General features: G+C 60.7%; 25 protein-coding genes. 9 read left to right on the forward strand and 16 right to left on the reverse strand.

Going from position 1 to position 22,524, the window contains the following annotated elements; translation table 11 throughout:
* Positions 1 to 92: 92 nt before the first annotated feature.
* Together C4J90_RS10660 and C4J90_RS10665 are read right to left on the reverse strand one after the other, a co-directional pair.
* On the reverse strand, positions 93 to 1,262 hold the full coding sequence (locus C4J90_RS10660) for a zinc-dependent alcohol dehydrogenase (RefSeq protein ID WP_124419722.1): 1,170 nt from the start codon (positions 1,260 to 1,262) through the stop codon (positions 93 to 95).
* Positions 1,262 to 2,101, reverse strand: a complete 840-nt coding sequence (locus tag C4J90_RS10665; protein ID WP_124419723.1) for an SRPBCC family protein — start codon at positions 2,099 to 2,101, stop codon at positions 1,262 to 1,264. Before C4J90_RS10665 ends, C4J90_RS10660 begins: the two co-directional genes overlap by 1 nt.
* Positions 2,102 to 2,644: 543 nt before the next feature.
* Between C4J90_RS10665 and C4J90_RS10670 the strand changes: the two genes are divergently transcribed.
* Positions 2,645 to 2,914: a DUF6555 family protein gene (locus C4J90_RS10670; RefSeq protein WP_124362343.1), complete on the forward strand. Its 270-nt coding sequence runs from the start codon at positions 2,645 to 2,647 to the stop codon at positions 2,912 to 2,914.
* 397 nt (positions 2,915 to 3,311) lie between these two features.
* Here the strand turns inward: C4J90_RS10670 and C4J90_RS10680 are convergent, their stop codons facing one another.
* The 3 genes from C4J90_RS10680 to C4J90_RS10690 form a co-directional block, all read right to left on the reverse strand.
* Complete coding sequence (locus C4J90_RS10680) at positions 3,312 to 3,863, reverse strand: ATP-dependent Clp protease proteolytic subunit (RefSeq protein WP_124366605.1); 552 nt, start codon at positions 3,861 to 3,863, stop codon at positions 3,312 to 3,314.
* Between the two features lie 53 nt (positions 3,864 to 3,916).
* A complete protein-coding gene (locus C4J90_RS10685) occupies positions 3,917 to 4,267 on the reverse strand; it encodes a general stress protein (RefSeq protein WP_124362346.1) in 351 nt (116 codons plus the stop codon).
* A 289-nt stretch (positions 4,268 to 4,556) separates the two neighbouring features.
* Positions 4,557 to 4,733, reverse strand: a complete 177-nt coding sequence (locus C4J90_RS10690) for a general stress protein (RefSeq protein ID WP_076954923.1) — start codon at positions 4,731 to 4,733, stop codon at positions 4,557 to 4,559.
* 449 nt (positions 4,734 to 5,182) lie between these two features.
* Here C4J90_RS10690 and C4J90_RS10695 point away from each other — a divergent pair, with 449 nt between their 5' ends.
* Positions 5,183 to 6,682 (forward strand): sensor domain-containing diguanylate cyclase, encoded by a 1,500-nt coding sequence (locus C4J90_RS10695; RefSeq protein WP_124419724.1) that lies wholly within the window; start codon positions 5,183 to 5,185, stop codon positions 6,680 to 6,682.
* 136 nt (positions 6,683 to 6,818) lie between these two features.
* Here the strand turns inward: C4J90_RS10695 and C4J90_RS10700 are convergent, their stop codons facing one another.
* Positions 6,819 to 7,037 carry a hypothetical protein gene (locus C4J90_RS10700; RefSeq protein WP_124362348.1) on the reverse strand — a complete coding sequence of 73 codons (219 nt, stop codon included), beginning with the start codon at positions 7,035 to 7,037 and terminating at the stop codon, positions 6,819 to 6,821.
* Between the two features lie 213 nt (positions 7,038 to 7,250).
* Between C4J90_RS10700 and C4J90_RS10705 the strand changes: the two genes are divergently transcribed.
* From C4J90_RS10705 to C4J90_RS10715, 3 genes are read left to right on the forward strand one after another with little or no spacing between them, the layout of a single operon-like run.
* Positions 7,251 to 7,472 (forward strand): PLDc N-terminal domain-containing protein, encoded by a 222-nt coding sequence (locus tag C4J90_RS10705; RefSeq protein WP_124362349.1) that lies wholly within the window; start codon positions 7,251 to 7,253, stop codon positions 7,470 to 7,472.
* 13 nt (positions 7,473 to 7,485) lie between these two features.
* Positions 7,486 to 8,001, forward strand: coding sequence for a hypothetical protein (locus tag C4J90_RS10710; RefSeq protein ID WP_124366608.1), 516 nt, complete (start codon positions 7,486 to 7,488; stop codon positions 7,999 to 8,001).
* 9 nt (positions 8,002 to 8,010) lie between these two features.
* Positions 8,011 to 8,454, forward strand: a complete 444-nt coding sequence (locus C4J90_RS10715; protein ID WP_124362351.1) for a DUF421 domain-containing protein — start codon at positions 8,011 to 8,013, stop codon at positions 8,452 to 8,454.
* Positions 8,455 to 8,460: 6 nt separating this feature from the next.
* Here the strand turns inward: C4J90_RS10715 and C4J90_RS10720 are convergent, their stop codons facing one another.
* The gene (locus C4J90_RS10720) at positions 8,461 to 12,606 is read right to left on the reverse strand and encodes a CheR family methyltransferase (protein ID WP_124419725.1); all 4,146 of its coding nucleotides are present in this window, start codon (positions 12,604 to 12,606) and stop codon (positions 8,461 to 8,463) included.
* Between the two features lie 287 nt (positions 12,607 to 12,893).
* Here C4J90_RS10720 and C4J90_RS10725 point away from each other — a divergent pair, with 287 nt between their 5' ends.
* Entirely contained in the window at positions 12,894 to 13,751 is an 858-nt protein-coding gene (locus C4J90_RS10725) for an SDR family oxidoreductase (RefSeq protein ID WP_124419726.1), read from the forward strand.
* A gap of 39 nt (positions 13,752 to 13,790) precedes the next feature.
* Here C4J90_RS10725 and C4J90_RS10730 read toward each other — a convergent pair whose 3' ends face one another.
* The 4 genes from C4J90_RS10730 to C4J90_RS10745 all read right to left on the reverse strand — a co-directional run bounded on the left by C4J90_RS10730 (position 13,791) and on the right by C4J90_RS10745 (position 15,518).
* Positions 13,791 to 14,030, reverse strand: coding sequence for a hypothetical protein (locus C4J90_RS10730; protein WP_124419727.1), 240 nt, complete (start codon positions 14,028 to 14,030; stop codon positions 13,791 to 13,793).
* Positions 14,027 to 14,284 carry a DUF6555 family protein gene (locus C4J90_RS10735; protein ID WP_124419728.1) on the reverse strand — a complete coding sequence of 86 codons (258 nt, stop codon included), beginning with the start codon at positions 14,282 to 14,284 and terminating at the stop codon, positions 14,027 to 14,029. The genes C4J90_RS10730 and C4J90_RS10735 overlap by 4 nt, the downstream gene beginning before the upstream one ends.
* 90 nt (positions 14,285 to 14,374) lie before the next feature.
* Complete coding sequence (locus tag C4J90_RS10740) at positions 14,375 to 14,656, reverse strand: hypothetical protein (protein WP_124362356.1); 282 nt, start codon at positions 14,654 to 14,656, stop codon at positions 14,375 to 14,377.
* A gap of 97 nt (positions 14,657 to 14,753) precedes the next feature.
* On the reverse strand, positions 14,754 to 15,518 hold the full coding sequence (locus C4J90_RS10745) for an OBAP family protein (protein ID WP_124414384.1): 765 nt from the start codon (positions 15,516 to 15,518) through the stop codon (positions 14,754 to 14,756).
* Positions 15,519 to 15,681: 163 nt separating this feature from the next.
* On the opposite strand from C4J90_RS10745, the gene C4J90_RS10750 reads away from it, so the two are divergent.
* Complete coding sequence (locus C4J90_RS10750) at positions 15,682 to 16,758, forward strand: M42 family peptidase (protein ID WP_124419729.1); 1,077 nt, start codon at positions 15,682 to 15,684, stop codon at positions 16,756 to 16,758.
* An 18-nt stretch (positions 16,759 to 16,776) separates the two neighbouring features.
* Entirely contained in the window at positions 16,777 to 17,277 is a 501-nt protein-coding gene (locus tag C4J90_RS10755; protein WP_124362359.1) for a CinA family protein, read from the forward strand.
* Here C4J90_RS10755 and C4J90_RS10760 read toward each other — a convergent pair.
* Positions 17,274 to 17,576: a hypothetical protein gene (locus C4J90_RS10760; protein ID WP_124419730.1), complete on the reverse strand. Its 303-nt coding sequence runs from the start codon at positions 17,574 to 17,576 to the stop codon at positions 17,274 to 17,276. The genes C4J90_RS10755 and C4J90_RS10760 overlap by 4 nt on opposite strands.
* Positions 17,577 to 17,605: 29 nt before the next feature.
* Complete coding sequence (locus C4J90_RS10765) at positions 17,606 to 17,860, reverse strand: hypothetical protein (protein ID WP_124414387.1); 255 nt, start codon at positions 17,858 to 17,860, stop codon at positions 17,606 to 17,608.
* Between the two features lie 177 nt (positions 17,861 to 18,037).
* Here C4J90_RS10765 and C4J90_RS26880 point away from each other — a divergent pair, with 177 nt between their 5' ends.
* Entirely contained in the window at positions 18,038 to 18,187 is a 150-nt protein-coding gene (locus tag C4J90_RS26880; protein WP_164488014.1) for a hypothetical protein, read from the forward strand.
* Positions 18,188 to 18,327: 140 nt separating this feature from the next.
* Here C4J90_RS26880 and C4J90_RS10770 read toward each other — a convergent pair whose 3' ends face one another.
* From C4J90_RS10770 to C4J90_RS10780, 3 genes are read right to left on the reverse strand one after another with little or no spacing between them, the layout of a single operon-like run.
* Positions 18,328 to 19,674: a cytochrome c gene (locus C4J90_RS10770; protein ID WP_124419731.1), complete on the reverse strand. Its 1,347-nt coding sequence runs from the start codon at positions 19,672 to 19,674 to the stop codon at positions 18,328 to 18,330.
* A 16-nt stretch (positions 19,675 to 19,690) separates the two neighbouring features.
* Positions 19,691 to 21,928 carry a molybdopterin cofactor-binding domain-containing protein gene (locus C4J90_RS10775; protein ID WP_124419732.1) on the reverse strand — a complete coding sequence of 746 codons (2,238 nt, stop codon included), beginning with the start codon at positions 21,926 to 21,928 and terminating at the stop codon, positions 19,691 to 19,693.
* Positions 21,928 to 22,386, reverse strand: coding sequence for a (2Fe-2S)-binding protein (locus C4J90_RS10780; RefSeq protein WP_124419733.1), 459 nt, complete (start codon positions 22,384 to 22,386; stop codon positions 21,928 to 21,930). Before C4J90_RS10780 ends, C4J90_RS10775 begins: the two co-directional genes overlap by 1 nt.
* Positions 22,387 to 22,524 lie beyond the last annotated feature (138 nt).

Below are 22,524 nucleotides of genomic sequence, written 5' to 3' on the forward strand. Positions count from 1 at the left end.
CTGACGCGCCGCGTTCCAATGATGCTGGATCAGAACGAGTCCATATCCGTTGCCGCGGTAACGGATATGGACTCAGTCAACCCCACCGCCCATCAGGGCCTGAACACTACCCGCATACATGCATCCGACTTCTCCTTGAACATCGCGTATCCCTGCGCGCCATCTTCCAGACTCATCGGATGGGTCAACAGATAAGCAGGATCCAACTCGCCTTTCTGAATATGCTCAAACAAGGTCGTCGCATAACGCTGCCCCGGCTGCTGCCCGGCTTTCAACGTCAGGGCCTTGTTGACGATCGCCCCCATGGGAAACTTATCGAGCAGCCCCCCATACACCCCGACTACCGACACCGTACCGCCTTTGCGACACGCGCGTATGGCCTGCCTGAGCACACTGCCGCGTTCGGTGTGCAGCCTGAGCAATTGCTTGGCCTTGTCATAGGCATAGTCGATCTCGGTACCGTGCGCCTCCATGCCCACGCAGTCGATGCAGCGGTCCGGCCCGCGGCCACCGGTCAGTTCCAGCAAAGCGTCGTGCACATTGGTGTGCTCGTAATTGAGCGGAATCGCCTTGCCGCGCTCTTGTGCCAGGCGCAGCCGGTCGGGGTAACGGTCGATCGCGATGACCCGTTCTGCGCCCAACAGATAGGCGCTGCAAATAGCCATCTGGCCTACGCCGCCGCAGCCCCACACCGCCACGGTGTCGCCGGGCTGAATGCCGGCATTGTCCGCCGCGAAGTAACCGGTCGGCGCTGCGTCCGACACGAACAGCGCCTGCTCGTCGCTGACCCCGTCGGGCACCTTGAACAGGTTGACGTCGGCGAACGGCACCCGCACGTAGGTGGCGTGGCTGCCGGGGTAGCCACCGAAGGCATGGCTGTAGCCGAGGATGCCACAGCACGGCTGGCCGTACAGGAGGTCCGTCGCAGAAGGGTTGGGGTTGGAGTTATCGCAACAGGAGAAATCGCTGCGTTGGCACGGTTCGCAATTGCCGCAGCCAATGATCGAAATGGTGATCACTTTGTCACCCTGGCGCAGGTCCGTGATGCCTTTGCCCACCTCGACGACTTCCCCCATGAATTCGTGGCCGATGATATCTCCAGGCTTCATCGCCGGTACGTAGCCGCCAAGCAAATGGAGGTCGGAACCGCATACGGAAGACAGCGTGACGCGAATGATCGCGTCACGCGGGTTGAGGATCGTCGGGTCGGGAACGTTGTCGACTTGCAGTGTATTCGGTGCTTGCCAAGTGAGTGCGCGCATCAGTGATTTCCCCCTTCAATGGCGACGCCGGTTTTGACTGCCGGGTGATCGGTGGTTAGCTGGTCGTCGGCGGCGTGTACGTAAAAAAAGTCGTCGTCCTGTTCCGGTCTGAGGCGGTTGTTGCTGACCTCGCCGGTTTCCAGTTGCTGTTTCACCGCCTGCAATGCATTGAGCAAGGCCTTGTCACTGAACAGGCTGATTGCACGAGCGAGGCCATAGCCCAACTTGCCCATGGCCGGCTTGCAGACCACCACCGCTTTGACTTGCGTGCCACGGCCGGCGGGAGCGGAGGTCAGTGAGACGGTAATGTCGTGCGCCCAGCGCGCATCGCCTGGGGTTTTCCAATGCAACACGGCCGGCTCCTGGGTTTGGGTTTGGGTTTGGATCAGCGTGCACTGCACGCGTTTGCCGACGGGAGCGCGGAGCGTCCAGCGCGTGGTGTCCGGCAACAATTGTTCGATGCTGTCGACCCAGCGCAGCAGCGGGCCAATCTGCTCGGGCCGGGCGAGGAAAGCAGACACTTCTTCGAGCGGGCGACCTATTGTGATACTGCGCGTGATCGCCTCGCTGATCGGCCAGTGATGCTCGCGACTGAACTGCTGTTCGAAGGGGGTTGGCGTCAGTGCCTGCTTCAGCGTGCAATGGCCGGCCGTACCGCGAACCAAGGCGTAGGCGCCTGCTGCAGTCTGCAATGCGCCGGCCAATCCGCCGGTGCGCCAGCCGTTCAGCAGCAGGGCTGCGCCGGCCGTCAGCGAAAGTGTGCGTTCGGCCTTGGTCAGCGTGCCGCGTCGGTGGGTGTCTTCAGAGGTATGGTTCGCTATCAGTGGATGCTCAGTCATGTTGCAGTCCTCCAACGGGTGTGTGTGCGGTAGAAAATCCGCCGCCGTTTGAGGTTCCACAACATTTTGCGTAGGGGGATGAAAGGTGTCAGCGCCTAGGGAGGGTTCAGAAGTCCGCGAGGCGGCATGCGGCGACGCGCGAAGTCGTCCCAGCGCTCAGGCTCACGCTGTTCGCCACAGCGCATGCACGCATATACATCCGGTTCTAGGCCCAGATAGTAGCCCTTGCGTATATAAGGATGATCGCACGCAACTGGCCGATAGCCTTGGCCCGTCCGACTACACTGCTTAGTCATATAAACTGCCCTGAAAAAAAGCCCGCACTAAGTACGGGCAAGACAGGAGTTTTTACCAAGAGCCTGGAGTGAACAGACTCACTATTGAGAATCCAAAAAAGCCGACGCGGTTTTATTTTTTTCGTAACTGCCGACGAATGGTCGTTGGCCGATACAAACAAGAAAACTGTGCAGGCTGGTCAGTTAGCCAAGAAAAATTCTGAACCTTCGTTCTGATCAAACAACAAAAAGATCAGAAGGAGCGGCTATGAAAAATTCTTTATATATCATTGAGTACGACTACCACCATGAGCCGAAGTCTTTCATTATAAGAGCGGAGGTCATGAACAATACGGAGGCATGGCATTGGGCATGTTGCGATGCAGGGATCGGCATTATTCCAAGGTCGCGCAATGAAAAGATCAAACGAATGAGCAAGCCACTCGCCGAGCGTTACGGCATTGAACATGTAAGGTGGCGTCCGTCCGGCAGTGTTCCGTTTATTGCACAGCCCTACGTCCCACCTCCGCCTGAATAAAGGCGAGTTTAATGGGGCATCCAGTCGCCCTTTGTTCAGAACTTACTGGTTTTCTCGGCGAGTTTGCAGGGCATATAACTTTTGCACACTGCGTTGAAGTGCATCTTTCATAAGTTCGGCCGCGTACAGTTGCCTGCACGTCGGGCAGAGCATTTCAGAGGCTGTCGCCACCAGGTACTCAGGTTCGTCCGTGGTCGGTTCATAGGTTGTCTTGCATTGAACACAACGGCGGTTCGCTTGTAGATGGGGCACATCGATTCCTCCCTGAATGGAGTGCCACCATTCATCATCGGGCGGATGTTTTCAACCGCTAAACGGGAAAATTTCAAACAAGCGATTAGTTGATATTTTAATGCCAGTATCCTGAGTCGACAGCGCATCGTGTCCGGGCGAAAGGCTAGGAGTGGATGAAGCTGCTCACGAACTCCGCCTTGATGACCGGCAGTTCGATGCCGTGGATCAAGCCGGCGGCCAGCGCCTGGTGAGGGTCGAGAATGCGCGGTGCGGCGATCAGGTACTTTTCCGTTTCCAACGGTTCGCTGGCAGCGGCGGTGCGTTCGGCCACGATGCGTGCATACAGTTGCAAGTCGTAATCGAGGCTCATCGCGTATTCGGACATGCGCGAATGATCGACCGCGCCTTGTACGTGCCAATGAAACGGGTGGAACAGAAATTTGCTGTGGGTGCAGGCGGTGCGGCGTTCACCGGCGAGAAAAATGATATTGCCCATCGATTCCACCGTGCCCAGGTTATGGGTATGCACCGGGATCGGCAGCGACATCAGGAAGTTGTACATCGTAAAACCATAGCTGCATTCGCCGCCCATGGTCGCGATGTTCAATACCAGGCCCGAAGCATCTTGCTGCACGGCCAACGAGGCTTTTTCGATCAGTTGGCTGCAGGTCGAGGCGGTGACAGGGCCGGTAAAATTAATAATGTGTAAAGGCATGGTGTCCCTCATCAATGAAAGCAGGGGAGCACTGCTCCCCTGCGTCAAGCACATTAACTATTGCGGCCGCCACCATGGCTGTTTTCGCCGCCTTTACGTCCGGCTTCCGAGGCTTTCTCCCGGTCGTTGGCGAAATTCCCGCCACTGTTCTGGCCGCCTTTGCTACCGGCTTCAGCGGCGCGCTCGGGATCATTCTTGAAGTTGCCGCCGCTGTTCTGACCGCCTTTGCTACCGGCTTCAGCGGCGCGTTCAGGATCGTTCTTGAAATTCCCGCCACTGTTTTGGCCGCCCTTGCTGCCGATCTCTTGATAGAACTCTTTATCATGAGAAGCAGACGTGGCTTCGCCACCTTTTTTACCGGCTTCGTTGACACTCATTTGGCCTTTTTTGTCTTGAGTACTCATGTTCAGTTACCTCGTCGTTATGTCGGTTATACAACGTTCATTTCGATCTTGCAGGGAACTTGCACTCAGTCTGCGAGTGCGCTGGCTATAAGTTTCTCTCGCACAACGGTGGTGTTTGCGTCGCGCCGACAGTTGCTTCGGCTAGTTCGGAAACTTGCCGGCGTTCGTAACAGGGAGTCGTGCTTGAACGCGCAACGGTCTTTGCCTCAGTTCGCACTTCCATCACCGGCTGGCGATGGAGCTCGCCACGCTGATAATCAATTGACGCTCGCATGATTGATGCCCTTCGTTATGACTTGCGTCCACCACCATGGCTATTCTGGCCGCCTTTACGACCGGCTTCCGAGGCTTTCTCGCGGTCGTTGGCAAAGTTGCCCCCTGACGACTGGCCGCCTTTTTTTCCGGCTTCCGAAGCTTTTTCGCGGTCGTTAGCGAAGTTGCCAGGATTTTTATTACTCGTGGTCATAACAATACTCCAAGTTAAATTGTCGTTTCGCTAGTTGCCCATTTATGCAACGGACATCTACTCCGATAAGAGCAGGCGGGCAGTGGTTTTGAATTTTTTTAGAAACGCCGATGAACGGTAGTGAGTAGCCAGAAACTTATACAAATCGTCGCTTGGCAAGCCGCTTCGTATAACTTTTCAGAGGGAGGTTGATATTGAAATAATGGCGTTGCTGACCATTCGGCTTAGTTTCAAGTGTGTGTTTCTGAAGGCGGAATAAGCGTGGCTGATCTTTGTCGGCGTTACTCCTTGCTTGGCGCCGTCTGCGGCCAAAGCTGGCCTTTTCACACGCTATTGCTGCAGCCCCGCCAGACTGCTTGTATGCTTGTGCCCCGGAACCGGTGGCCCCTGTGAGTACCGACGTTCGATTGATGGCTGGAATGGAACCGGACTTCCTTTAAGGTGCTGACGTGAAGCGTGATACCCGCCTCGTGATGCTTTTGCTGTTGGTGATCAGCTGTTCCCTGACTTCGTTGACGATCTGGAAAGTCCTGTCTTCCCGTGAGCGCGCGCTGGCGGAAGTGAACGTGCATGGCTTGAACCTCACCCAGGCGCTCACGACCTACACCGAAGGTATCGTGCGCCAAAGCGCGCTGCTGTTGCTGGGCCTGGTCGAGCGTCTGGAAACCGAAGGCAGTGGCCCGGCGCAGATCGAGCGCATCAGCGCGTTGATACGTCGCCAGCAGCCGGTGATGCCGCAACTCAGCGGCATCACCGTCTATGACCGGCAGGGTGGCTGGCTGATGTCGTCCAACCGCGTGATTCCGGCGGGCGCCAACAGCAGCGCACGCGCCTATTTCATCCATCACCGCGACGATCCGAGCCGTGAGCCCTTCATCGGCCCGCCGATTCAGAGCCACACCACCCAGGAATGGGTGGTTACCATCAGCCGCCGCTTCGATGACGCGGCCGGCAACTTTGCCGGGGTGGTGGCCGTGACCCTGGGCGTGGAGAACTTTCTGCGCGTGTTCGGCACACTCGACGTCGGCCAGGACGGCGCGATCGGTTTGTCGTATACCGATGGCACCTTGCTGGTGCGCTATCCCTTCCGCGAGCAGGACATGGGCCGCAACTTTTCCACCTCGCCGATCTATTCCCAGTATCTGGTCGACCGCTCCGTCGGCACCGCTGCATACACCTCCAGCCTGGATGGGGTAGAGCGGCTGTATGCCTTCCGCAAAAGCGAGAGCCTGCCGCTGATTACCACCGTCGCCCTGGGCAAGCACGAAGCGCTTGCGGCCTGGCGCATTGAAGCCGCGTTGTCGGCGGTGGTGGTGACGGGGCTGCTGGGGCTGACCGGTTTGATCGGTTGGTTTCTGATCCTTGATATCCGCCGGCGAACCGAGGCCGAAGAGGCGCTGCGTATCGCCCAGCAGCAGTTGCTCGACTCTAATCGGCAGCTTGAATTACTGGCGATGAAGGACGCGCTGACCGGCCTGGCCAACCGACGCTGTTTTGATGAGACCCTGGCCCTGGAAGCGCGCCGGGCGCAACGCGACGGCACGACGCTGGCCTTGCTGATGATCGACGTCGACTATTTCAAACGTTACAACGACGCCCTCGGTCATGTCGCGGGCGATGCCTGCCTGCAGAGGATCAGCGCACTGTTGGAGACATGCGTGCGGCGCCCTTCGGACCTGGTGGCGCGTTACGGCGGCGAAGAAATAGCGATCATCATGCCCGCGACCGACGGCGAAGGCGCTGCAGTGGTGGCGCAATTGATCCTGGATCGACTACTGCACGCCGATATCGCTCATCCGGGCAGCCCATTCGGGCGTGTGAGTGTGAGTATCGGGGTGGCGGCGGGTGCAGGTGCTGAGCTGGAGCCTGCGCTCGGCTTGATCGAAGCGGCGGACCAGGCGCTTTATAACGCGAAGTCTGCAGGGCGTAATGGATTTGCGCTGTGCTGAGGAGCCGGACGCGAATTAACTGCCTGATCGCGTTCCAAATGTGAGAGGGGCTTGCTCCCGATAGCGGTGTATCAGATGACCTTGAGCTGAATGACACTCCGCCATCGGGGGCAAGCCCCCTCCCACATGGATGACTTCAATCGGCACCTACCAAGGCGGGCCGACGACCGCCGAGTTTGCGCAGGTGCTCCACCGGTGTATTCGCTATTGCCTCCTCATGCAATGCGGTTTCCAGCGCTTCCAGATGCCGCGACAGGATCTTGACCGAGCCGCTCGGGTTGGCAGGGTCGAACGGGATCTTGCCATTGGCGACCAAAACCATGGCCAGTTCCCAGGCCCGCTGCGAGTTGTTCATTACGCCACCTCCTTTTTTCAACAGGTTCAGATAAGGCTGTGACCCGCCTGCAAGGAGACGGTATCAATTTGGTTGCTTCTGAAATATTGATCAATTCAACGATTCAGTTCCGTCGGAACTATCGTTTATTTAGATTCGGCGCCTGTCAGCGCAAAAATTCTGAACCCTGCCGCCGCCCCGCCAACCTAATGCTGCATAACCGGGAGGTGCACCATGGAACTGACGTATTTCTGGATTGGCTTGATGATCATCCTGTTGTTGCTCGACCTGTGGGTCCTCAACAGCGTGTGGCGTAGCGAAAACTCTTCGGGGAGCAAGGCAGGGTGGACCGCCGTGGTCGTCTTGCTGCCGTTGCTGGGCGCGGTGATATGGGCGGTATACGGTCCGCGCGGCGTGACCAAGGGTCCGTCCTCGCCGGAGCACAGCAAGGGCTGAGAGAGGGCTGGCTATGCGCGAGTTAGAGCCTGATGACCTGCACAGCCGCAACTATCCGGTACGCGAAGACATGCCTTTGCAACGCAAAGTCTGGCGCTTCGAGCGTCTGGGCTGGTACGGGCTGGTCGTGCTTATTGTACTGACGCTGGCGGGGCTGTTTTCCAAGGGGCCGTTGAGCACCACCGAGGTGCGCAGCGCCGACGGCCAGTTACGCGTCGAATACCAGCGCTTCCTGCGCAATGGTTCCTCCGATGCGTTGGTGATTCATCTGCAGGGCGCCGCACGCAAGCCGTTGGAAGTCGAAATCAACGGCGAGCTGTTGCAGGGCTTCAACGTGGAGATGCTCCAACCCCAGCCCCTCAAGGCCAGTGCGGCGGGAGAGGGCGTAAAGCTGTGGACGCTGAGCGACGATCAGGGGCGGGCCACGCTGTATCTGAGCTTGCGCAGTGATGGCGTCGGCAATTTCGACACTCGGGTTTCGCTGGCCAACGGCGCAACCGTGGACGTATCCCAGTTCATTTATCCCTAGGGAGCAAGCATGGACTCCGTCTTGCGGGCAGCCGCGATTTACCTGGTATTGATGATCCTGTTCAAGGTCGCCGGCCGGCGCTCCCTCGCCGAACTCAACACCTTCGACCTGGTGCTGCTGATGGTGATCGGCGAGGCCACTCAGCAGGCCCTGCTGGGGGATGATTTCTCGCTGACCAATGCGGTGCTGGTCATCGTCACGCTGATCGCTATCGACATCGGCCTGTCATTGCTCAAGCAACGTTCGCTGTGGTTTTCACGGGTGCTCGATGGCGGGCCGACAGTGGTGGTCGAAGAGGGCCGAGTCCTGCACGAACGCCTCAAGCGTGCCCGCCTGGATGAAGACGATATCCTTGAGGCGGCCCGGTCGGCCCAGGGCATCCTGGAGATCAAGCACATCCGCTTCGCGATCCTCGAGCGCAACGGCAAGATCTCGGTGATTCCTTACCAATAACCGCGCCTAGCGCCGTGCGCGGCACAGGCTCTGGATTAAGCTGATCAACGCATCATGGGTGACGGGTTTGCTCACATGGGTGCTGAAGCCCGAGTCGGTGGCCTTCTTCTGGTCACTGCTGGCACCGTAACCCGTCAACGCGATGGCGGGCACCTGCTGGAGGTGGCTGATCTGGCGCAAGTGCTGCATCAGCTCATGGCCGTTCATGTTCGGCATGCCAATGTCCGAGACAATCAGGTCGAAAGGCGTGTCGCCGGCCACTTGCAGTGCAGCGAGCGGGTCATCGAACGCACTCACCTCGGCGCCTTCCATCTCCAGCAGCATATTCAGCACTTCCAGCACATCGGCCGAGTCGTCCACCAGCAGCACTTTGACTCCGCTCAAGCGCTCGTCCGAAGCGTCCGCAGCATTGGCGCGGGGCAGGCGGTCCTGTTGCTTGGAAAGTGGCAGCGCTATCGAGAAGGTGCTGCCAAAGCCAAGCCCCTCGGAGTGAACGCTGACCGTGCCACCGTGAGCTTCCACCAGTTGCCGCACCAGAGACAGGCCGATACCCAGGCCTTCGCGCTGATGGGTCTGGTGTTGGTTTTCCGCCTGGCCGAACAGGTCGAAAATCTTCTCCAGGCTGTCTTCGGCGAGCCCGGCGCCGCTGTCGATCACGTCCAGCCGCGCGTACCCCTCGGTACGGCTGACCTCCAACTGTACGCGGCCGTCGCTGGGGGTGAATTTCAGCGCGTTGTTGACCAGGTTCCAGATCACCTGTTCGAGGCGCGTAGGGTCGGCGTCGACGAACAAGGCTGCCGGCGCCGTCGGTTTTTGCAGGGCCACCTGGCACCGATGGCCGTCGGCGAGCACCACTGCATGGATATCCTCAAGCGTGCGGATCAGGTCGATCGGTTGCTTCTTCAGCTTGAGCTTGCCGGTGCGCACCCTGGCCACGTCCAGCAGGTCGTCGATGATGCGCGCCTGGCTCGATACCGCTTCGCAGATGGTGTTCACGGCCTTGGTTGCCTGGCCGGTGGCCTTGGTCGCCGGCAGGCGCCGCAGCAATTCGGCATTCAGTTGAATCAGGTTCAACGGGTGCTTGAGTTCGTGGGACATCACCGCGAAGAACTCATCCTTGAGGTGGCTGTTGGTCTGGGTCTCCATCAAGCGTTGACTCTGTTCATCCTGGGTGCGCTTATGGCCGGTGAGGTCACGGGCGATCTTGACGTAGCCCTGCAGGTTGTTACTGGTCAGCAGGGTGACTTCGCCGCTGCAATAAAACCGGCTGCCGTCCTTGCGTACGTGCCAGCGTTCGTCTTCGCCGCGCCCGTGTTCGCGGGCGGCGCGCAGCTCGCTTTCGGGGATGCCGGCGGTGCGGTCTTCAGGGGAGAAGATCAAGTCGTAATAGGCGCCGAGCACCTCGTCCTTGGTATAGCCGAAGATCAACTCGGCACCGGTGTTCCAGTCGGTGATGGCGCCATGGTCATCCAGAATGATGATGGCAAAATCATGGGTGCTGTCCGCGACCAGGCGCATGCGCTCTTCACCCAGGCGCAGTTCTTCTTCGGCCTGGCGCCGCTTGGTGATATCGATAAAGGTCAGCACCGTGCCATCGATATGGTCTTCGCTGGAGCGGTACGGCAGCAGGCGTGCGATGTACCAGCGGTCGTCCTTGCTGCTGATTTCGCGTTCGATCATGCTCAACGATTCGAACACTGTGGTGGCGTCTTCGGTCATTTCCGGGTAGTTGAGCCGGTGGGTGATGTCCATCAACGAGCGCCCGGTGTCCACCGGCAGCATGCTGAAAATATCCGTGGCCCGTGGCGTGAACCAGCGGATGCGCATGTTGCGGTCGACGAAGACCGTGGCGATATCGGTGGAGGCGATCAGGTTGGTCAGGTAGTCATTGACCTTGTCGGTCTCTTCAACCTTGGTCTTGAGTTCGAAATTGACCGTCAGCAGTTCTTCGTTGATCGACTGCAACTCTTCCTTGCTTGTTTCCAACTCTTCGGTGGCCGAGCGCAACTCTTCGTTGACCGCCTGCATTTCTTCGTTGGACGCCTTGAGTTCTTCGCTGGAGACCTCGGCCTGCTCGATGGTGTCCTGCAGGTGCAACTTGGTCCGCTGCAGTTCGCGCTCCAGGTTGCTCATCATCTGGTTTTCGGCTTGGCTGATGGCGGTTTCTTCGGCGTGCCGGGGGTCGACTTCAGTTTCCTGGAAAATCACCAGGACATAATCGCTCTCGGTGAGATCGTCCTGGTAGGGCAGGGCGGTGACATCGACCACGTAGGGCACGTGATCGCGCTCGATGCGCACTTTGCGCGACGTCACCGCAAGGCCCGACTGCTGGGCCTGGAACAGCGTGGTACGAATGTCCAGGCGCAGGTCCGGGTGCACCAGGGCCAGCAGGTTGCGCGTCATCTCCCCGGCCACATGGCGCAGGAAGCGCGCCGCGCCTTCACTCATGTGCAGGATGTCGGCGTGTATATCCACGATGACACTGGGCGGCGCGGCCTTCTCCAGCGCGCGCAGGTGAATGTCGGCGAACGAGACCTTGTTCGGTACCTTGACCTGGGCGGCAGCGGTGGTGGCGCTGGGCCGCAGGTAGCCACCGCGCGGCATGCTGGGCGCGCGGCGCATGGCCGCTGAACCGGCCCGCACGCGGAAAATGCGGTTGCGCTTGTCCACCGGCACGAACAGGTCCAGGCAGCCGTCGGCCGACTCCGAGGAGCCCAGGAACAGGTAGCCGCCGGGGCGCAGCGCAAAGTGGAACATCTGCAGGATGTCGCGCTGCACCTCGCGGTCCAGGTAGATCAACAGGTTGCGACAGACGATCAGGTCGATCTGCGAGAAGGGCGGGTCGCTCAGCAGGCTGTGCTTGGCGAACAGGACTTTTTCACGAATTTCCTTGCGCACCCGATAGTGCTGGTTTTTTTCCTTGGCAAAGTGCTGGCGCAGGCGTGAGGGCGGCACGTCGGTAATGATCGCTTCCGGGTAAACGCCGTTACGCCCATGGTTGATCGCGCGCTCGTCGATATCGGTGGCGAACACCTGCATTTTTGCATCGCTGCCATCTACCGCCAGTTGCTCGGCGACCAGCATGCCCAGGCTATAGGCCTCTTCGCCGGTGGAGCAGCCGGCCGACCAGATGCGCACCTCTTCGCGTTTGGGCACGCTGTCTTCCAGTGACTTCACCAGGTTGGGCACCACATCGCGCTCGAGCGCTTCGAAGGCCTCGCGGTCACGGAAAAAGTTGGTCACGCCGATCAGCATGTCGCCGAGCAATGCCTTGGTTTCTTCCGGGTGCGCCTGGAGATATTCGTAGTAGCTGGCCAGATCCGGTTGGGCGGTGACCTGCAGGCGGCGTTCGATGCGGCGCAGTACGGTAGCGCGCTTGTAGTGCTTGAAGTCGTGGCCGGTGGTGAGCCGCAGTTGTATCAGGATATCCAGCAGCAACTGTTCGGCGACCGCCGCGTCACGTTCAGTTGCAGGCGGCGTGGTTTTGATCTCGGGGTCATTGGCGGTAGGCAGGGTGATGGAGCGGGCGTTGCGCCATAGCTCCAGCAATTTTTGCGGCATCTCCACCACGGGCAACACCAGGTCGACCATCTGGGTTTCGATGGCCGCCAGTGGCATGCCGTCGAATTCCGCGTCTTCCGGGGTTTGCACCAGGGTGACGCCGCCCTGTTCCTTGATGCGCGAAAGCCCCACCGCGCCGTCCGAACCGGTGCCGGACAATACCAGGCAAAACGCGTGCTCTTTATGGGCATCTGCCAGGTCGCGAAAGAACAGGTCGATGGCAATATGCGAGCCGCCTTCGCGCGCCGACGGCAAGACGGCCAGGTAGCCATCATTCATTGCCAAGTGCTGCGCCGGCGAAATCACGTACACCCGGTTCTTCTCGATGGGCGTCGTCTCGGTGACCTGCAGCACCGGCAGCCGGGTCGACTCCTGGATGATCCTGTCCGCGACGCTTTGATGGTCGGGGGACAGGTGCAGGATCACCACAAAAGCCATGCCGCAGTCTTGGGGCATGTGTTCGAAAAATGCCTTCACCGCCTGCAACCCGCCCGCCGACGCGCCGATACCCACCACTGGAAAATTCAGGGTGCTGGGGATCAGATCCTTGCGTTGCGGGACATTGGGTGACCGCGGGGGGGCAGACTTCATAAACACCAACCTTGGTTAACTGCGCAGGGCAAGAATTCGAAACGGGATGAGGGATAAACGAATAGCGGAATATAGCTGAAAAGCGACCTGTAACAGAACGCTTCGACACCACTCGATACCCCAACGGGCGTTCACCCTTCGGTTGAGAGGCGTACTTTGCAAAGGTTTATTCCATCGGACGAGCGGCGCAGCCGTGCGGGTACGGTCATCCGGTTTTCTGAAAATTGCTCTGAACTATCGGGCGCGGCCGACCCTCGCAACACTAACCACACACAGGAGGGAATCCGATGAGTAACTACCCAAAACCACCCTTCAAGCCACAGCAGCAGCCTGTACCCGGCGACCAGCGCAAGATGGAGCCGATGCCCGATTGCGGTGAGCAGACCTACAAAGGCTCGGGCCGGCTCGCCAACAAGATTGCCTTGATTACCGGCGCCGACAGCGGCATCGGGCGTGCGGTGGCGATCGCCTTTGCCCGCGAAGGCGCGGACGTTGCCGTGTCGTATCTGGACGAGCATGAGGACGCCAAGGAGACCCAGCGCTGGGTCGAGGCGGCGGGGCGCCAGTGCCTGCTGTTGCCGGGCGATCTGGGCGACGCGGCGCAGTGCAGCGCAATCGTCAACGACACCGTGAAGGAGTTCGGGCGTATCGACGTGCTGGTCAACAACGCGGCGTTCCAGATGACCTATAAATCCCTGGAAGACATTCCCGACGAGGACTGGGTCAAGACCTTCAACATCAACATCACCGCGATGTTCAGGATCTGCAAGGCGGCGCTGCCGCATATGGCCGAGGGCAGTTCGATCATCAACACCACGTCGGTCAATTCCGACATGCCCAACCCGTCGCTGTTGCCTTATGCGGCCACCAAGGGCGCAATCGCCAACTTCACCGCCGGCCTGGCGCAGATGCTGGGTGAGCGCGGGATTCGCGTGAACAGCGTGGCGCCGGGGCCGATCTGGACGCCATTGATCGTGTCGACGATGACCGACGACATGGTGGAAAACTTCGGTGGCAACACGCCGCTGGGGCGTCCTGGCCAGCCGGTGGAAGTGGCGCCTATCTATGTGCTGCTGGCGTCGGATGAAGGCAGTTATATCTCTGGCGAGCGCTACGGCGTGACGGGGGGTAAACCGATCCTCTGAACAGACGCATGCCCCTGATATTCAGGGGCATGCCTCATGTTACTTTTTCCTGGCGCGGTGAATGCGCATCCACTCTTGATAAGCGGCGGTCCGTTGCGCGTCCGCCAGCTTCTTCGCCTCGGTGAAGCGCGCCCAGGTCGCGGTATCGCCGCTGTAGTGTTCGATGATCTTATAGGCCTGGGCATCCAATCGGTCCGCTTCGTAGAACATCTGGGTGTTCTGTGCGACTTCGTCGTCCGACGTTTGCCTGGCTGTGTAATCCAGCACCTGACTGTTCATGATGTAATGCCCTCTGCCCACTGAATCGCTGCCGCACCGCACCAGCGCACATCCGTAATGCCGTATTTTTCCGCCATCGGCTTGGAGACGCGCTTGAGGTTGTTTTGCCCGAACCTGGGGATGACCGCCACGCCGGCATCGCAACTGGCCCAGTGCCAGGCTTCAGCGTTATTCATGCGCGCTGCACGCACGATGAACGACCTGGGCTCGCCGTGAAGTTGATACCTGATGGTGAATAACTCGTTGTTTTTCATGAGGACTCCCTATGCTCATGAAGTACAGATATTTGACGTCAAAAATAATTCAAATAAGTTGTCGGACAATGCGATGGCCTGCTCGCAGGCTCAATCGTCCACCGTAAAGGTGACCCAACCTGGCCCGTCAGCCGGGCGTTCCAAGGCCACGATCACACCGCTGACAGACGTGCCGTCGGGCACGTTGACGGTGACGAAGTTGGGGTTGCCGGGCCAGGTCAGCGGGGTATCGAAATCCAGGCGAACGATGGTGGGCTTGCCGCTGCTGGTCATTTTTATGTTGGCGTTTTCGTTCAGGCATTCATCGTCTTCGGTGCCCAGATGGCGGGAAGCGGTAATGACGCTGGCAGGGCCTTGATGGTCGTAAGACATAGTTGAACTCCTCATGCGCGGGGCAGCTGATGCGCCCCTTTCCTATGTGGCAAGCGCCGGCAAATAATCGTTCAATCCAAATGACCAGCTGCCGCTGTCAGTGCTGGTGGGCTGCCTGGGTGGGGTCTTCGATCTGGATGACAGTGCCCTGGCGCCAGGCGTCCGCGCCGGGTGCTATGGCCGGAGCGGGGATGTCGGCGCGCGCCTGCTTTTTCCTGGCGCTGTCGACGCCCAGCCGCTGGTCCCGTTCGGCGACCATCTTCGGATCGGCTTGGCCATCGGCGGTAAAGCCCATCATCAATTGCGGAACACCCAGCGGCAGGCGCTTGTTGAGGTCGGTGTGCCAGGTGTGCCAGGTCTTGCCGTAGGTATGCACCAGTTTTTCCATCAAGGCATGCTCGGCCACCGCAGGAATACCAGGCGCTACCAGCTGGCCCGACTTCACCTCATGCACATGGCTGTGCCACAACGCCTTCTCGGGCGCAGGCAGGCTGTTGAACAGCTGTTCGCTGATGATGTACTCCACGCCCATCAACTTGGCGTCCTTGCGGTTGCCGTCGTAGATCACACACTGGATCACTTCCTCATTGAGAATCGCGCAATAGTGATGGGCTTCCATTTGCACGTCGGGATGGCCGTTGTAGAAGTGGAAGCCGTCCAGGTAGGCATTGAGCGCATCGATGGGCGGGCGCGATTGCAGCAGGGCGGCGCCGGTGTCGAGAGTGCGCGTGGTGGGTGATTTGGCCTCACCGGGCGCGACGACGTTGGAGGCTGAGTCGTTGCCGGCGCAGGCGGTCAGCGCGGCCATCGACATCGCCAGGCACAGCGAAGGCAAGGCGGGTTGCAGGCTGTTGATGTTCATTGGGGACTCCCTCCGTGGGGTGGTGTTGGAACACATCTAGAAAGCCTGCCGCAGTGGGTGTTCAACCGGATTTCAGTGCACGACCAAGAAGATTTGTGGAACAACCGTTCGGCGTGCCAGGTCATTTTTCATAAGTGTTCAATAGCGCGAATGGAGACCCCGGATGCAACCCCAGCCAAACGATGCCCGACCCGATGTCCCTCAGTTGCTTCACCAACTGTTGCTCGCCCGTGGCCCTGGCGGCCAGGAGGATGAGGTGCGCGCCATTTGCCTGGAGCATTTGCGGCCACTGTGTGACGACACCTGGGTGGACCCTGCCGGCAATGTCGTCGGCCTGATCAAAGGCGTGCAGGACGATGGCGAGCCCCGCCGCGCGGTGCGGGTCATGGCGCATATGGATGAGATCGCCATGGTGGTCAAGCATGTGGACGCCGACGGCACGTTGCGCGTGACCGCGTTGGGCGGTGCCAACCCGGTGAATTTCGGCATGTGCCCGGTGGACATACTCGGTGATCACCAATTCATTCCGGGGGTGCTGTCCTTTGGTTCGATGCATGCCACCGCCAACGCGCCCCAGGGTGCCGATGTGTTGTCAGGGGACGTGCACTGGAATGACGTGCATGTAATCACCCGTTGCTCCGTCGAAACCTTGCGTGACTACGGCGTACGCCCCGGCAGCCGCGTCACGCTGAGCCGCCATTGGCGTGCGCCGTTCCGGGTGGGTGACGCGATTGCCGCGCACTTCCTGGATGACCGCGCGCCCATCGCCGCGGTACTTCATAGCGTGAAGCGCCTGCACCAACGCCGACAGGCGCTGACGTGCGATGTGTATTTCGTCTTCACCACCCTGGAAGAAGAGTGCAACGCCGGGGCGATGTATGCGGCGCAGACACTGCCGGGCGATACCACCATCGCAGTGGAAGTCGGCCCGGTGATGAGCGAGTACGGCACCCGCCTGAGCGTCGATCCGATCATCAATACCGGTGACCTCAAAGGCTATTACACCCGTTCCGTGGTCACCGGCCTGGCAGACGCCGCACAGCGCTGCGGTTATGCGCCTCAATATGCGCTGCTGGTGGATTTTGCCTCGGATGCCAGTGCCGTCATGAGTAACGGCACGTCGGCGCGCGGCGGTTGCCTGGCGATTCCAACGGAAAACACCCACGGCTACGAGCTGATTGTGGACGGCGCAATTGAGGCCTGTGCGCTGACATTGGCCGACTACCTTGCAACCTTTTGAACGCGGGAGATTGTCATCATGGATATAGCCGCAGCCACTATCGATTACCTGAAACACCACCAGCTCACCCTCACCAGCGCCGAGTCGTGTACGGCAGGCAAGATCATCACGCTGCTGTCGGAGGTCAGGGGCGGCGGGTCATGTATTGAAAGTGGTTATGTCGTGTACTCGCCCGAGGCCAAACAGCGCTTGCTGGGCGTACGCGCGTATACGATCGATACCTTCAACCTCACCAGTTGTGAAGTCGCTCGCGAGATGGCCGAAGGCGCGTTGCGTGACAGCCCGGCCGGGGTTGCCGTTGCCACCACCGGCCTGCTTGGCCCGGATGACATGGACGGCATTCCGGCCGGAACCATATGTTTTGCCTGGGCTTATCGAATCGAAAACCGGCTGAGCATCTTCAGCCGGAAGGAGCGCTTCATGGGCTCCCGTGAGCAGGTGCAGCTGGATGCGACGCTGCATGCCTTGAAGTGGCTGGCGCATTTTCACCAGCGTGCGTTGGCGGGTGAGCGGGGTTAATGACCTGCCGCGCCCGGCCGTTCCGGCTGAAGTTCAATGTTCAACACCAACTCATCGGTGCCCGATGCCTGGGCATCCACGAGCACGCCATGATAAGTGCGGTTCTCAACCTTGATCGATACGGTATGTGCCTTCGGCAGCTCCTTCGGCCACGGCCCTGGGATGTGCAGCGATAGGCGCTCGCCGGCCTGGGTAATCCGCGCCATGCATGCATGGGAGAGCGGGTTGACGCCGAGCAGTGTGTCTTGAAGGTAATCGATGGTGCAGCGTTGCGACGGTGCAGCGGTGGAATCCGGCATGGAAAGCCTCGTTCTGTTTTTAAGCGTATTTACCCCACGGATGAAAGGCGGGAGGTTTTTCGGGAAACTACCATGTCTTCCATGATTTCCCGTACGAGCCGGTTGATACCTGACTCGCCGTGGTAGCGGGCGCGGTTGATATTGGCGATGGTGAACTGATTGGCGTCAGGCGCAAGTACCGTGACGGACAAGCTGCTGTCTGCATTGATCGTGCAAGAGACACGGCAATTGCGCAGTCGCTGTGCAAGAGCATGCTCGATTTGCGCTTTGGTCAACGTGTCCATGGGATCACCGGCTAACAGGCTTTAACGGGTCAAGGTTAGCCCAAATATGCCGTACGTAAATGCTAGCTAATTAATGGCAAACCATTCGTCAGCCTCACGGCCTGTGCAGGGAACGTTCGTGTCCGGAAACTGGCCACATGCAGCACAGGCTGATGAATAGGTTTAACAGGAGATCTTATGAAAAAGCTGTCTATGTGCTTGGGTTTTTGCAGCATGTTCCTGCTGCACGGCTGTTTCGACAATTCCGATAACACGACCAAGGGCAACACCAGCGGCAGCAAGTCTTCGGTGCAGATGCAGGAGGGCAAGGCTGACGAGAGCAAGTAGGTCCAACTTGGCCAAATGTGGGAGGGGGCTTGCCCCCGATGGCGGTGTGTCAATGAATGCATGTGTAACTGACACACCGAATCGGGGGCAAGCCCCCTCCCACATGTGATCACCTATATCAAAGAGACCGCGCTCCGGCCTCAACGCATATGCAAAATGATCGGGCTGCTGCTGGCCGGGTCGGTATGCCCGCGCAGTTTGCCCACCGCCTGGGCGTCCACCGCGCCACCCTGGTTGCCCCAGGTACTGCGCACGTAGGTCAGCACCTGGGCGATGTCCTGGTCGGACAATTGCGCACGGAACGCCGGCATGCGATAGGCGTCGGGTATGCTGGCGGCCACCACCCGTTGCGAGCCGTTGAGGGTGATGTTGATCGCCGAGGCGCTTTCCTTGGCCAGTGCCGAGGTGGCGCCGGCCAGTGGCGGCATCCACTCCGGCTGGCCCTTGCCGTCCAGGCCATGGCAGGAGGCGCAGCGGGTAGCGTAGGTATGGGCACCGGGGGCATCCGCACGCGCGTCGGCGGCCACGGCCTGATACTGCCAAGGCGTGCCATCGCGCTGTGGGTCGCCGGACAGGGACTTGAGGTAACGGGCGATGGCGGCCAGGTCGTCGTCAGCCATGAACTGTGTGGAGTTGTTGAACGCTTCGGTCATCGAGCCGTAGACCACCGCATGCTGGTTGCGCCCGGTCTTGAGGAACTGCACGATCTGCGCCTCGCTCCAGCGGCCCAGGCCGGTGTTGGGGTCTTGGCGCAGGCTCGGTGCGTACCAGCCGTCGAGCAGCGCACCGGCCAGGAACGGCGCGCCGGATTGGTCCAGGGCTTTCTCGTTGAAGGCCAGGCCGCGCGGCGTATGGCAGCTGCCGCAGTGGCCAGGGCCTTGCACGATATAAGCGCCACGGTTCCACAGGGCGTCCTGGCTGGGGTTGGCGGCGTAGGCGGCGGTGGGCGCAAATACACCATTCCACAGGGCGATGGGCCAGCGCAGATTCAGCGGCCAGGGAATATCACTGGGGATGTTCGGCTGGTTGGCCGGCTGCACGCCCTTCATGAAGAACGCATACAGCGCTTTTATGTCGTCGTCGCTGAGTTTCACGTAAGACGGGTAGGGCATCGCCGGGTACAGCCGCCGCCCACCCGGCGCCACGCCGTGGCGTACGGCGCGGTCGAAGTCAGCAAGGCTGTAATTGCCAATGCCATGCTCGCGGTCGGGGGTGATGTTGGTGGCATGAATCGCCCCCAGCGGCGTGGCCATTTCCAGGCCACCGGCAAACGGCGCCTTGCCCGCCAGGCTGTGACAGGCCACGCAGTCGCTCAGACGCGCGACATACTCGCCGCGACTGACCAGTGCCGGGTCAAAGCTGGCGGTTTTTTCCTGTTCGAACGGCGAGGCGGGCTCGCGGGTGACGTACCAGGCCAGCAGGCCTGCCACGACTAGGCAGGGCAGCGCCAGCCAGCCTGCGGTTCTTGCGAATCGGCGGTTGTTCATGGGCATTCCCTGTGCATTAACTGAAGGTGTAGCGGCTCAATGGCAAGCTGCGGATACGCTGGCCGGTCAACTGTGCCACCGCGTTGGCCACTGCTGGCGCCACGGCGGGCAACGGTGGTTCGCCGATACCGCCCATTTTTTCGCCGCTCTCGACGATCTTCACGTGTACCCGCGCCATCCGCGAGGGCGGCAGGATCGGATACAGGTCGTAGTTGCGCGCCCGCGGCTTACCGTCCACGTACACCGCTTCCTCCAGCAAGGTTTGCGACAAGCCCAAGGCCACGGCGCCGTTGACCTGGGCTTCAATGATCGCCGGGTTGACGATGCTGCCCGGGTCGATGGCCTGCCAGATGTCATGCACCTTGACTTGGCCGTTGTCGATCGACACTTCGGCGATCACCGCCGCATGAGAGCCAAACGGTGAAGCCATGGCCACGCCTCGGGCTCGTCGGCTACCGTCTTCGGCGGTGAACGGCCCGCGCTTCCACCCGCCGGACAGTTCGCCCACCGCTTGCAGCAGAGTGGTCAGCCGCGCATTGTCGCGCAGCAGGTGCAGGCGCAGTTCGTACGGGTCATGGCCGCCCTTGTCGGCCAGTTCATCGAGGAACGCTTCATAGAAGAAGTCGTTCAACGAATTGCCCACCGAACGCCAGTAACCGAGCATGGCCGGGCCCTTGACGTAAATCTGTGCGATGCGCTTGTTGGGGATCGCATAATTTTTTCCGGACAAGCCTTCGAGGGCGGTGGGGTCGAGAGCATCGCCCTGTTTGCCGGCAATCGCTTCGGTGGGGCCTTCGGTGGCGCTCACCGCTTCGATGGCCACAGGCAGGCCTTTGTCATCCAGCGCGGCGCGGAACTTGACCACCGCGACCGGGCGCAGCACATCGCGCACGAACTCTTCCTCACGGCTCCAGATCAGCTTGATCGGCCGGCCGACGGCCTTGGCCAGGGCGATAGCCTGCGGGTAGGGGTTGGCCGAGTCATACAAAAAATGTCGCCCGAAAAAGCCGCCCAGCAGCGGCGAATGCAGGGTGATTTGCTCAACGGCAAGGCCGGTGCGCTTGGCGATGTCGGCGCGGAACATATCCGGCGCCTGGTTCGGCAGCCACACCTCCAGCGTGCCGTCGGGGTTATAGCGCGCCAGTGCCGAAGGCGGCTCGAGCTGGGCATGGTTGAGGTACTGGTTATGATAGGTGGCGTCGACGCGGGTCTTGGCGCTGGCCAGCGCGGCGGCCACGTCGCCCTGGTTTTCGTCGTCGCGGGCCGGGCCTTGCTGGGCGGCGAGAAAGTCGCGGTATTTATCGCTGGAAAAATCCGCCGGCATCGCGCGCACGGCAGAGTCGGCGGCGGCTTCGAGCCATTCCACCTGGATCGCTTCCACGGCCCGCTTGGCGTGCCACCAGCGTTCGGCAACCACCGCCACGGCGCCGGGCAGAGTGTGCACCGAATGCACGCCCTTCATGGCCTCGACCTGGGCCTGGTTGCGCAGGCTGCCCACCGTCATGCCCAGGCGCGGTGCGTGCTGCACCGCGGCGTGGAGCATGCCGTCGACTTTGAGGTCGATGCTGTACTGCGCCTTGCCGGTGGATTTGTCATAGGCATCCAGGCGTTTGACCGGCTTGCCGATCCAGCGGAACTGGCTCGGGTCGCGCAGGGTGATACTGGCGGGGTCGGGCACGGGCATGTCCAGGGCGCGGCCGGCCAACTCGCCATAACCCAGCGAGCGGCCCGACGCGGCATGCACCACGCGGCCGGGCTGGGTGCTCAGTTGCGCCACGGGCACACCGAGCTGTTCGGCGCCCGCCTGCATCAGCATGGCGCGGGCGAGGGCGCCGAGGCGGCGCATGGTCGGGTAGCTCATGCGCACCGACATGCTGCCGCCGGTGATGCGCAGGCCATTTTCCATCACCACGTAGGCTTCACCGGGCGGTGCCGCTTCGACCACGAAGGTGGCAGGGTCGGCATCCAGCTCCTCGCCGATGATCTGCGCCATGGCGGTGTGCGTGCCCTGGCCGCCTTCCATGAAGGGGCTGAGCAGGCGCACGCTGCCGTCCGGGCGAATCTCCAGGAACGCCGGCACCTGGGTGCCGCGTTCAGCGGCGGCGGCCGTGGCAGCCTGCACCCTGGACGCGCCGAGGGGCAGGCCGAAGCCGACGACCAATGCACCGACGGCGGTGCTCGCCAGAAAGCGTCGGCGCGACAGGTTGATCGGGGCGTCCAGGGTCACACCGGGCAGAATCTCGGGCGTCTTCATCAAGCGGTCTCCTTGCCGGCGGCCAAGTCATCCATGGCGGCGTAGATGGCATTGTAGGTGCCGCAGCGGCACAGGTTGATCATGGCCGCGTTGATCTGCTCTTTCGACGGTGCAGGGGTGTGCTTGAGCAGCGCCGTGGCCGCCATCACCTGCCCGGACTGGCAGTAACCGCATTGCGCCACCTGGCGCTCGACCCAGGCCGCCACCACGCGCTTGCCCACGTCATCGGCTTCAATCGCCTCGATGGTGGTGATCTCGCGGCCGACCAGCGCCGCCACCGGCGTGACGCACGAGCGCACCACGTTGCCGTCCACCAGCACCGAACACGCGCCGCACTGGGCCAGGCCGCAGCCGTACTTGGTGCCGGTCAGGCCCAGGTCGTCGCGGATCACCCACAGCAACGGCGTGTCGGCGTCGGCATCGACCTGATAGGCCTTTTGGTTAATACGTAATTCCATGGCGGCTCACCTGCTGATCATCGGTTGGTGGTGCTGAGTTCTTAGCGTTCTTATAAGAGAGGTGCGACCGCAGGTCGCCCATCGTCGAACTCTAGACCAGCGCGCAAGGGCCATCTATGCAATAGCCCACAAGTTCAG

Source organism: Pseudomonas sp. R2-60-08W (assembly GCF_003852335.1).
Taxonomy (GTDB): Bacteria; Pseudomonadota; Gammaproteobacteria; order Pseudomonadales; family Pseudomonadaceae; genus Aquipseudomonas.

What these genes read in the sequence shown, in the direction of transcription:
- C4J90_RS10660 (WP_124419722.1), bottom strand. Translation starts at nt 1,262, where the DNA reads ATGCGCGCACTCACTTGGCAAGCACCGAATACACTGCAAGTCGACAAC.
- C4J90_RS10665 (WP_124419723.1), bottom strand. Translation starts at nt 2,101, where the DNA reads ATGACTGAGCATCCACTGATAGCGAACCATACCTCTGAAGACACCCAC.
- C4J90_RS10670 (WP_124362343.1), top strand. Translation starts at nt 2,645, where the DNA reads ATGAAAAATTCTTTATATATCATTGAGTACGACTACCACCATGAGCCG.
- C4J90_RS10680 (WP_124366605.1), bottom strand. Translation starts at nt 3,863, where the DNA reads ATGCCTTTACACATTATTAATTTTACCGGCCCTGTCACCGCCTCGACC.
- C4J90_RS10685 (WP_124362346.1), bottom strand. Translation starts at nt 4,267, where the DNA reads ATGAGTACTCAAGACAAAAAAGGCCAAATGAGTGTCAACGAAGCCGGT.
- C4J90_RS10690 (WP_076954923.1), bottom strand. Translation starts at nt 4,733, where the DNA reads ATGACCACGAGTAATAAAAATCCTGGCAACTTCGCTAACGACCGCGAA.
- C4J90_RS10700 (WP_124362348.1), bottom strand. Translation starts at nt 7,037, where the DNA reads ATGAACAACTCGCAGCGGGCCTGGGAACTGGCCATGGTTTTGGTCGCC.
- C4J90_RS10705 (WP_124362349.1), top strand. Translation starts at nt 7,251, where the DNA reads ATGGAACTGACGTATTTCTGGATTGGCTTGATGATCATCCTGTTGTTG.
- C4J90_RS10710 (WP_124366608.1), top strand. Translation starts at nt 7,486, where the DNA reads ATGCGCGAGTTAGAGCCTGATGACCTGCACAGCCGCAACTATCCGGTA.
- C4J90_RS10715 (WP_124362351.1), top strand. Translation starts at nt 8,011, where the DNA reads ATGGACTCCGTCTTGCGGGCAGCCGCGATTTACCTGGTATTGATGATC.
- C4J90_RS10720 (WP_124419725.1), bottom strand. Translation starts at nt 12,606, where the DNA reads ATGAAGTCTGCCCCCCCGCGGTCACCCAATGTCCCGCAACGCAAGGAT.
- C4J90_RS10725 (WP_124419726.1), top strand. Translation starts at nt 12,894, where the DNA reads ATGAGTAACTACCCAAAACCACCCTTCAAGCCACAGCAGCAGCCTGTA.
- C4J90_RS10730 (WP_124419727.1), bottom strand. Translation starts at nt 14,030, where the DNA reads ATGAACAGTCAGGTGCTGGATTACACAGCCAGGCAAACGTCGGACGAC.
- C4J90_RS10735 (WP_124419728.1), bottom strand. Translation starts at nt 14,284, where the DNA reads ATGAAAAACAACGAGTTATTCACCATCAGGTATCAACTTCACGGCGAG.
- C4J90_RS10740 (WP_124362356.1), bottom strand. Translation starts at nt 14,656, where the DNA reads ATGTCTTACGACCATCAAGGCCCTGCCAGCGTCATTACCGCTTCCCGC.
- C4J90_RS10745 (WP_124414384.1), bottom strand. Translation starts at nt 15,518, where the DNA reads ATGAACATCAACAGCCTGCAACCCGCCTTGCCTTCGCTGTGCCTGGCG.
- C4J90_RS10750 (WP_124419729.1), top strand. Translation starts at nt 15,682, where the DNA reads ATGCAACCCCAGCCAAACGATGCCCGACCCGATGTCCCTCAGTTGCTT.
- C4J90_RS10755 (WP_124362359.1), top strand. Translation starts at nt 16,777, where the DNA reads ATGGATATAGCCGCAGCCACTATCGATTACCTGAAACACCACCAGCTC.
- C4J90_RS10760 (WP_124419730.1), bottom strand. Translation starts at nt 17,576, where the DNA reads ATGCCGGATTCCACCGCTGCACCGTCGCAACGCTGCACCATCGATTAC.
- C4J90_RS10765 (WP_124414387.1), bottom strand. Translation starts at nt 17,860, where the DNA reads ATGGACACGTTGACCAAAGCGCAAATCGAGCATGCTCTTGCACAGCGA.
- C4J90_RS26880 (WP_164488014.1), top strand. Translation starts at nt 18,038, where the DNA reads ATGAAAAAGCTGTCTATGTGCTTGGGTTTTTGCAGCATGTTCCTGCTG.
- C4J90_RS10770 (WP_124419731.1), bottom strand. Translation starts at nt 19,674, where the DNA reads ATGAACAACCGCCGATTCGCAAGAACCGCAGGCTGGCTGGCGCTGCCC.
- C4J90_RS10775 (WP_124419732.1), bottom strand. Translation starts at nt 21,928, where the DNA reads ATGAAGACGCCCGAGATTCTGCCCGGTGTGACCCTGGACGCCCCGATC.
- C4J90_RS10780 (WP_124419733.1), bottom strand. Translation starts at nt 22,386, where the DNA reads ATGGAATTACGTATTAACCAAAAGGCCTATCAGGTCGATGCCGACGCC.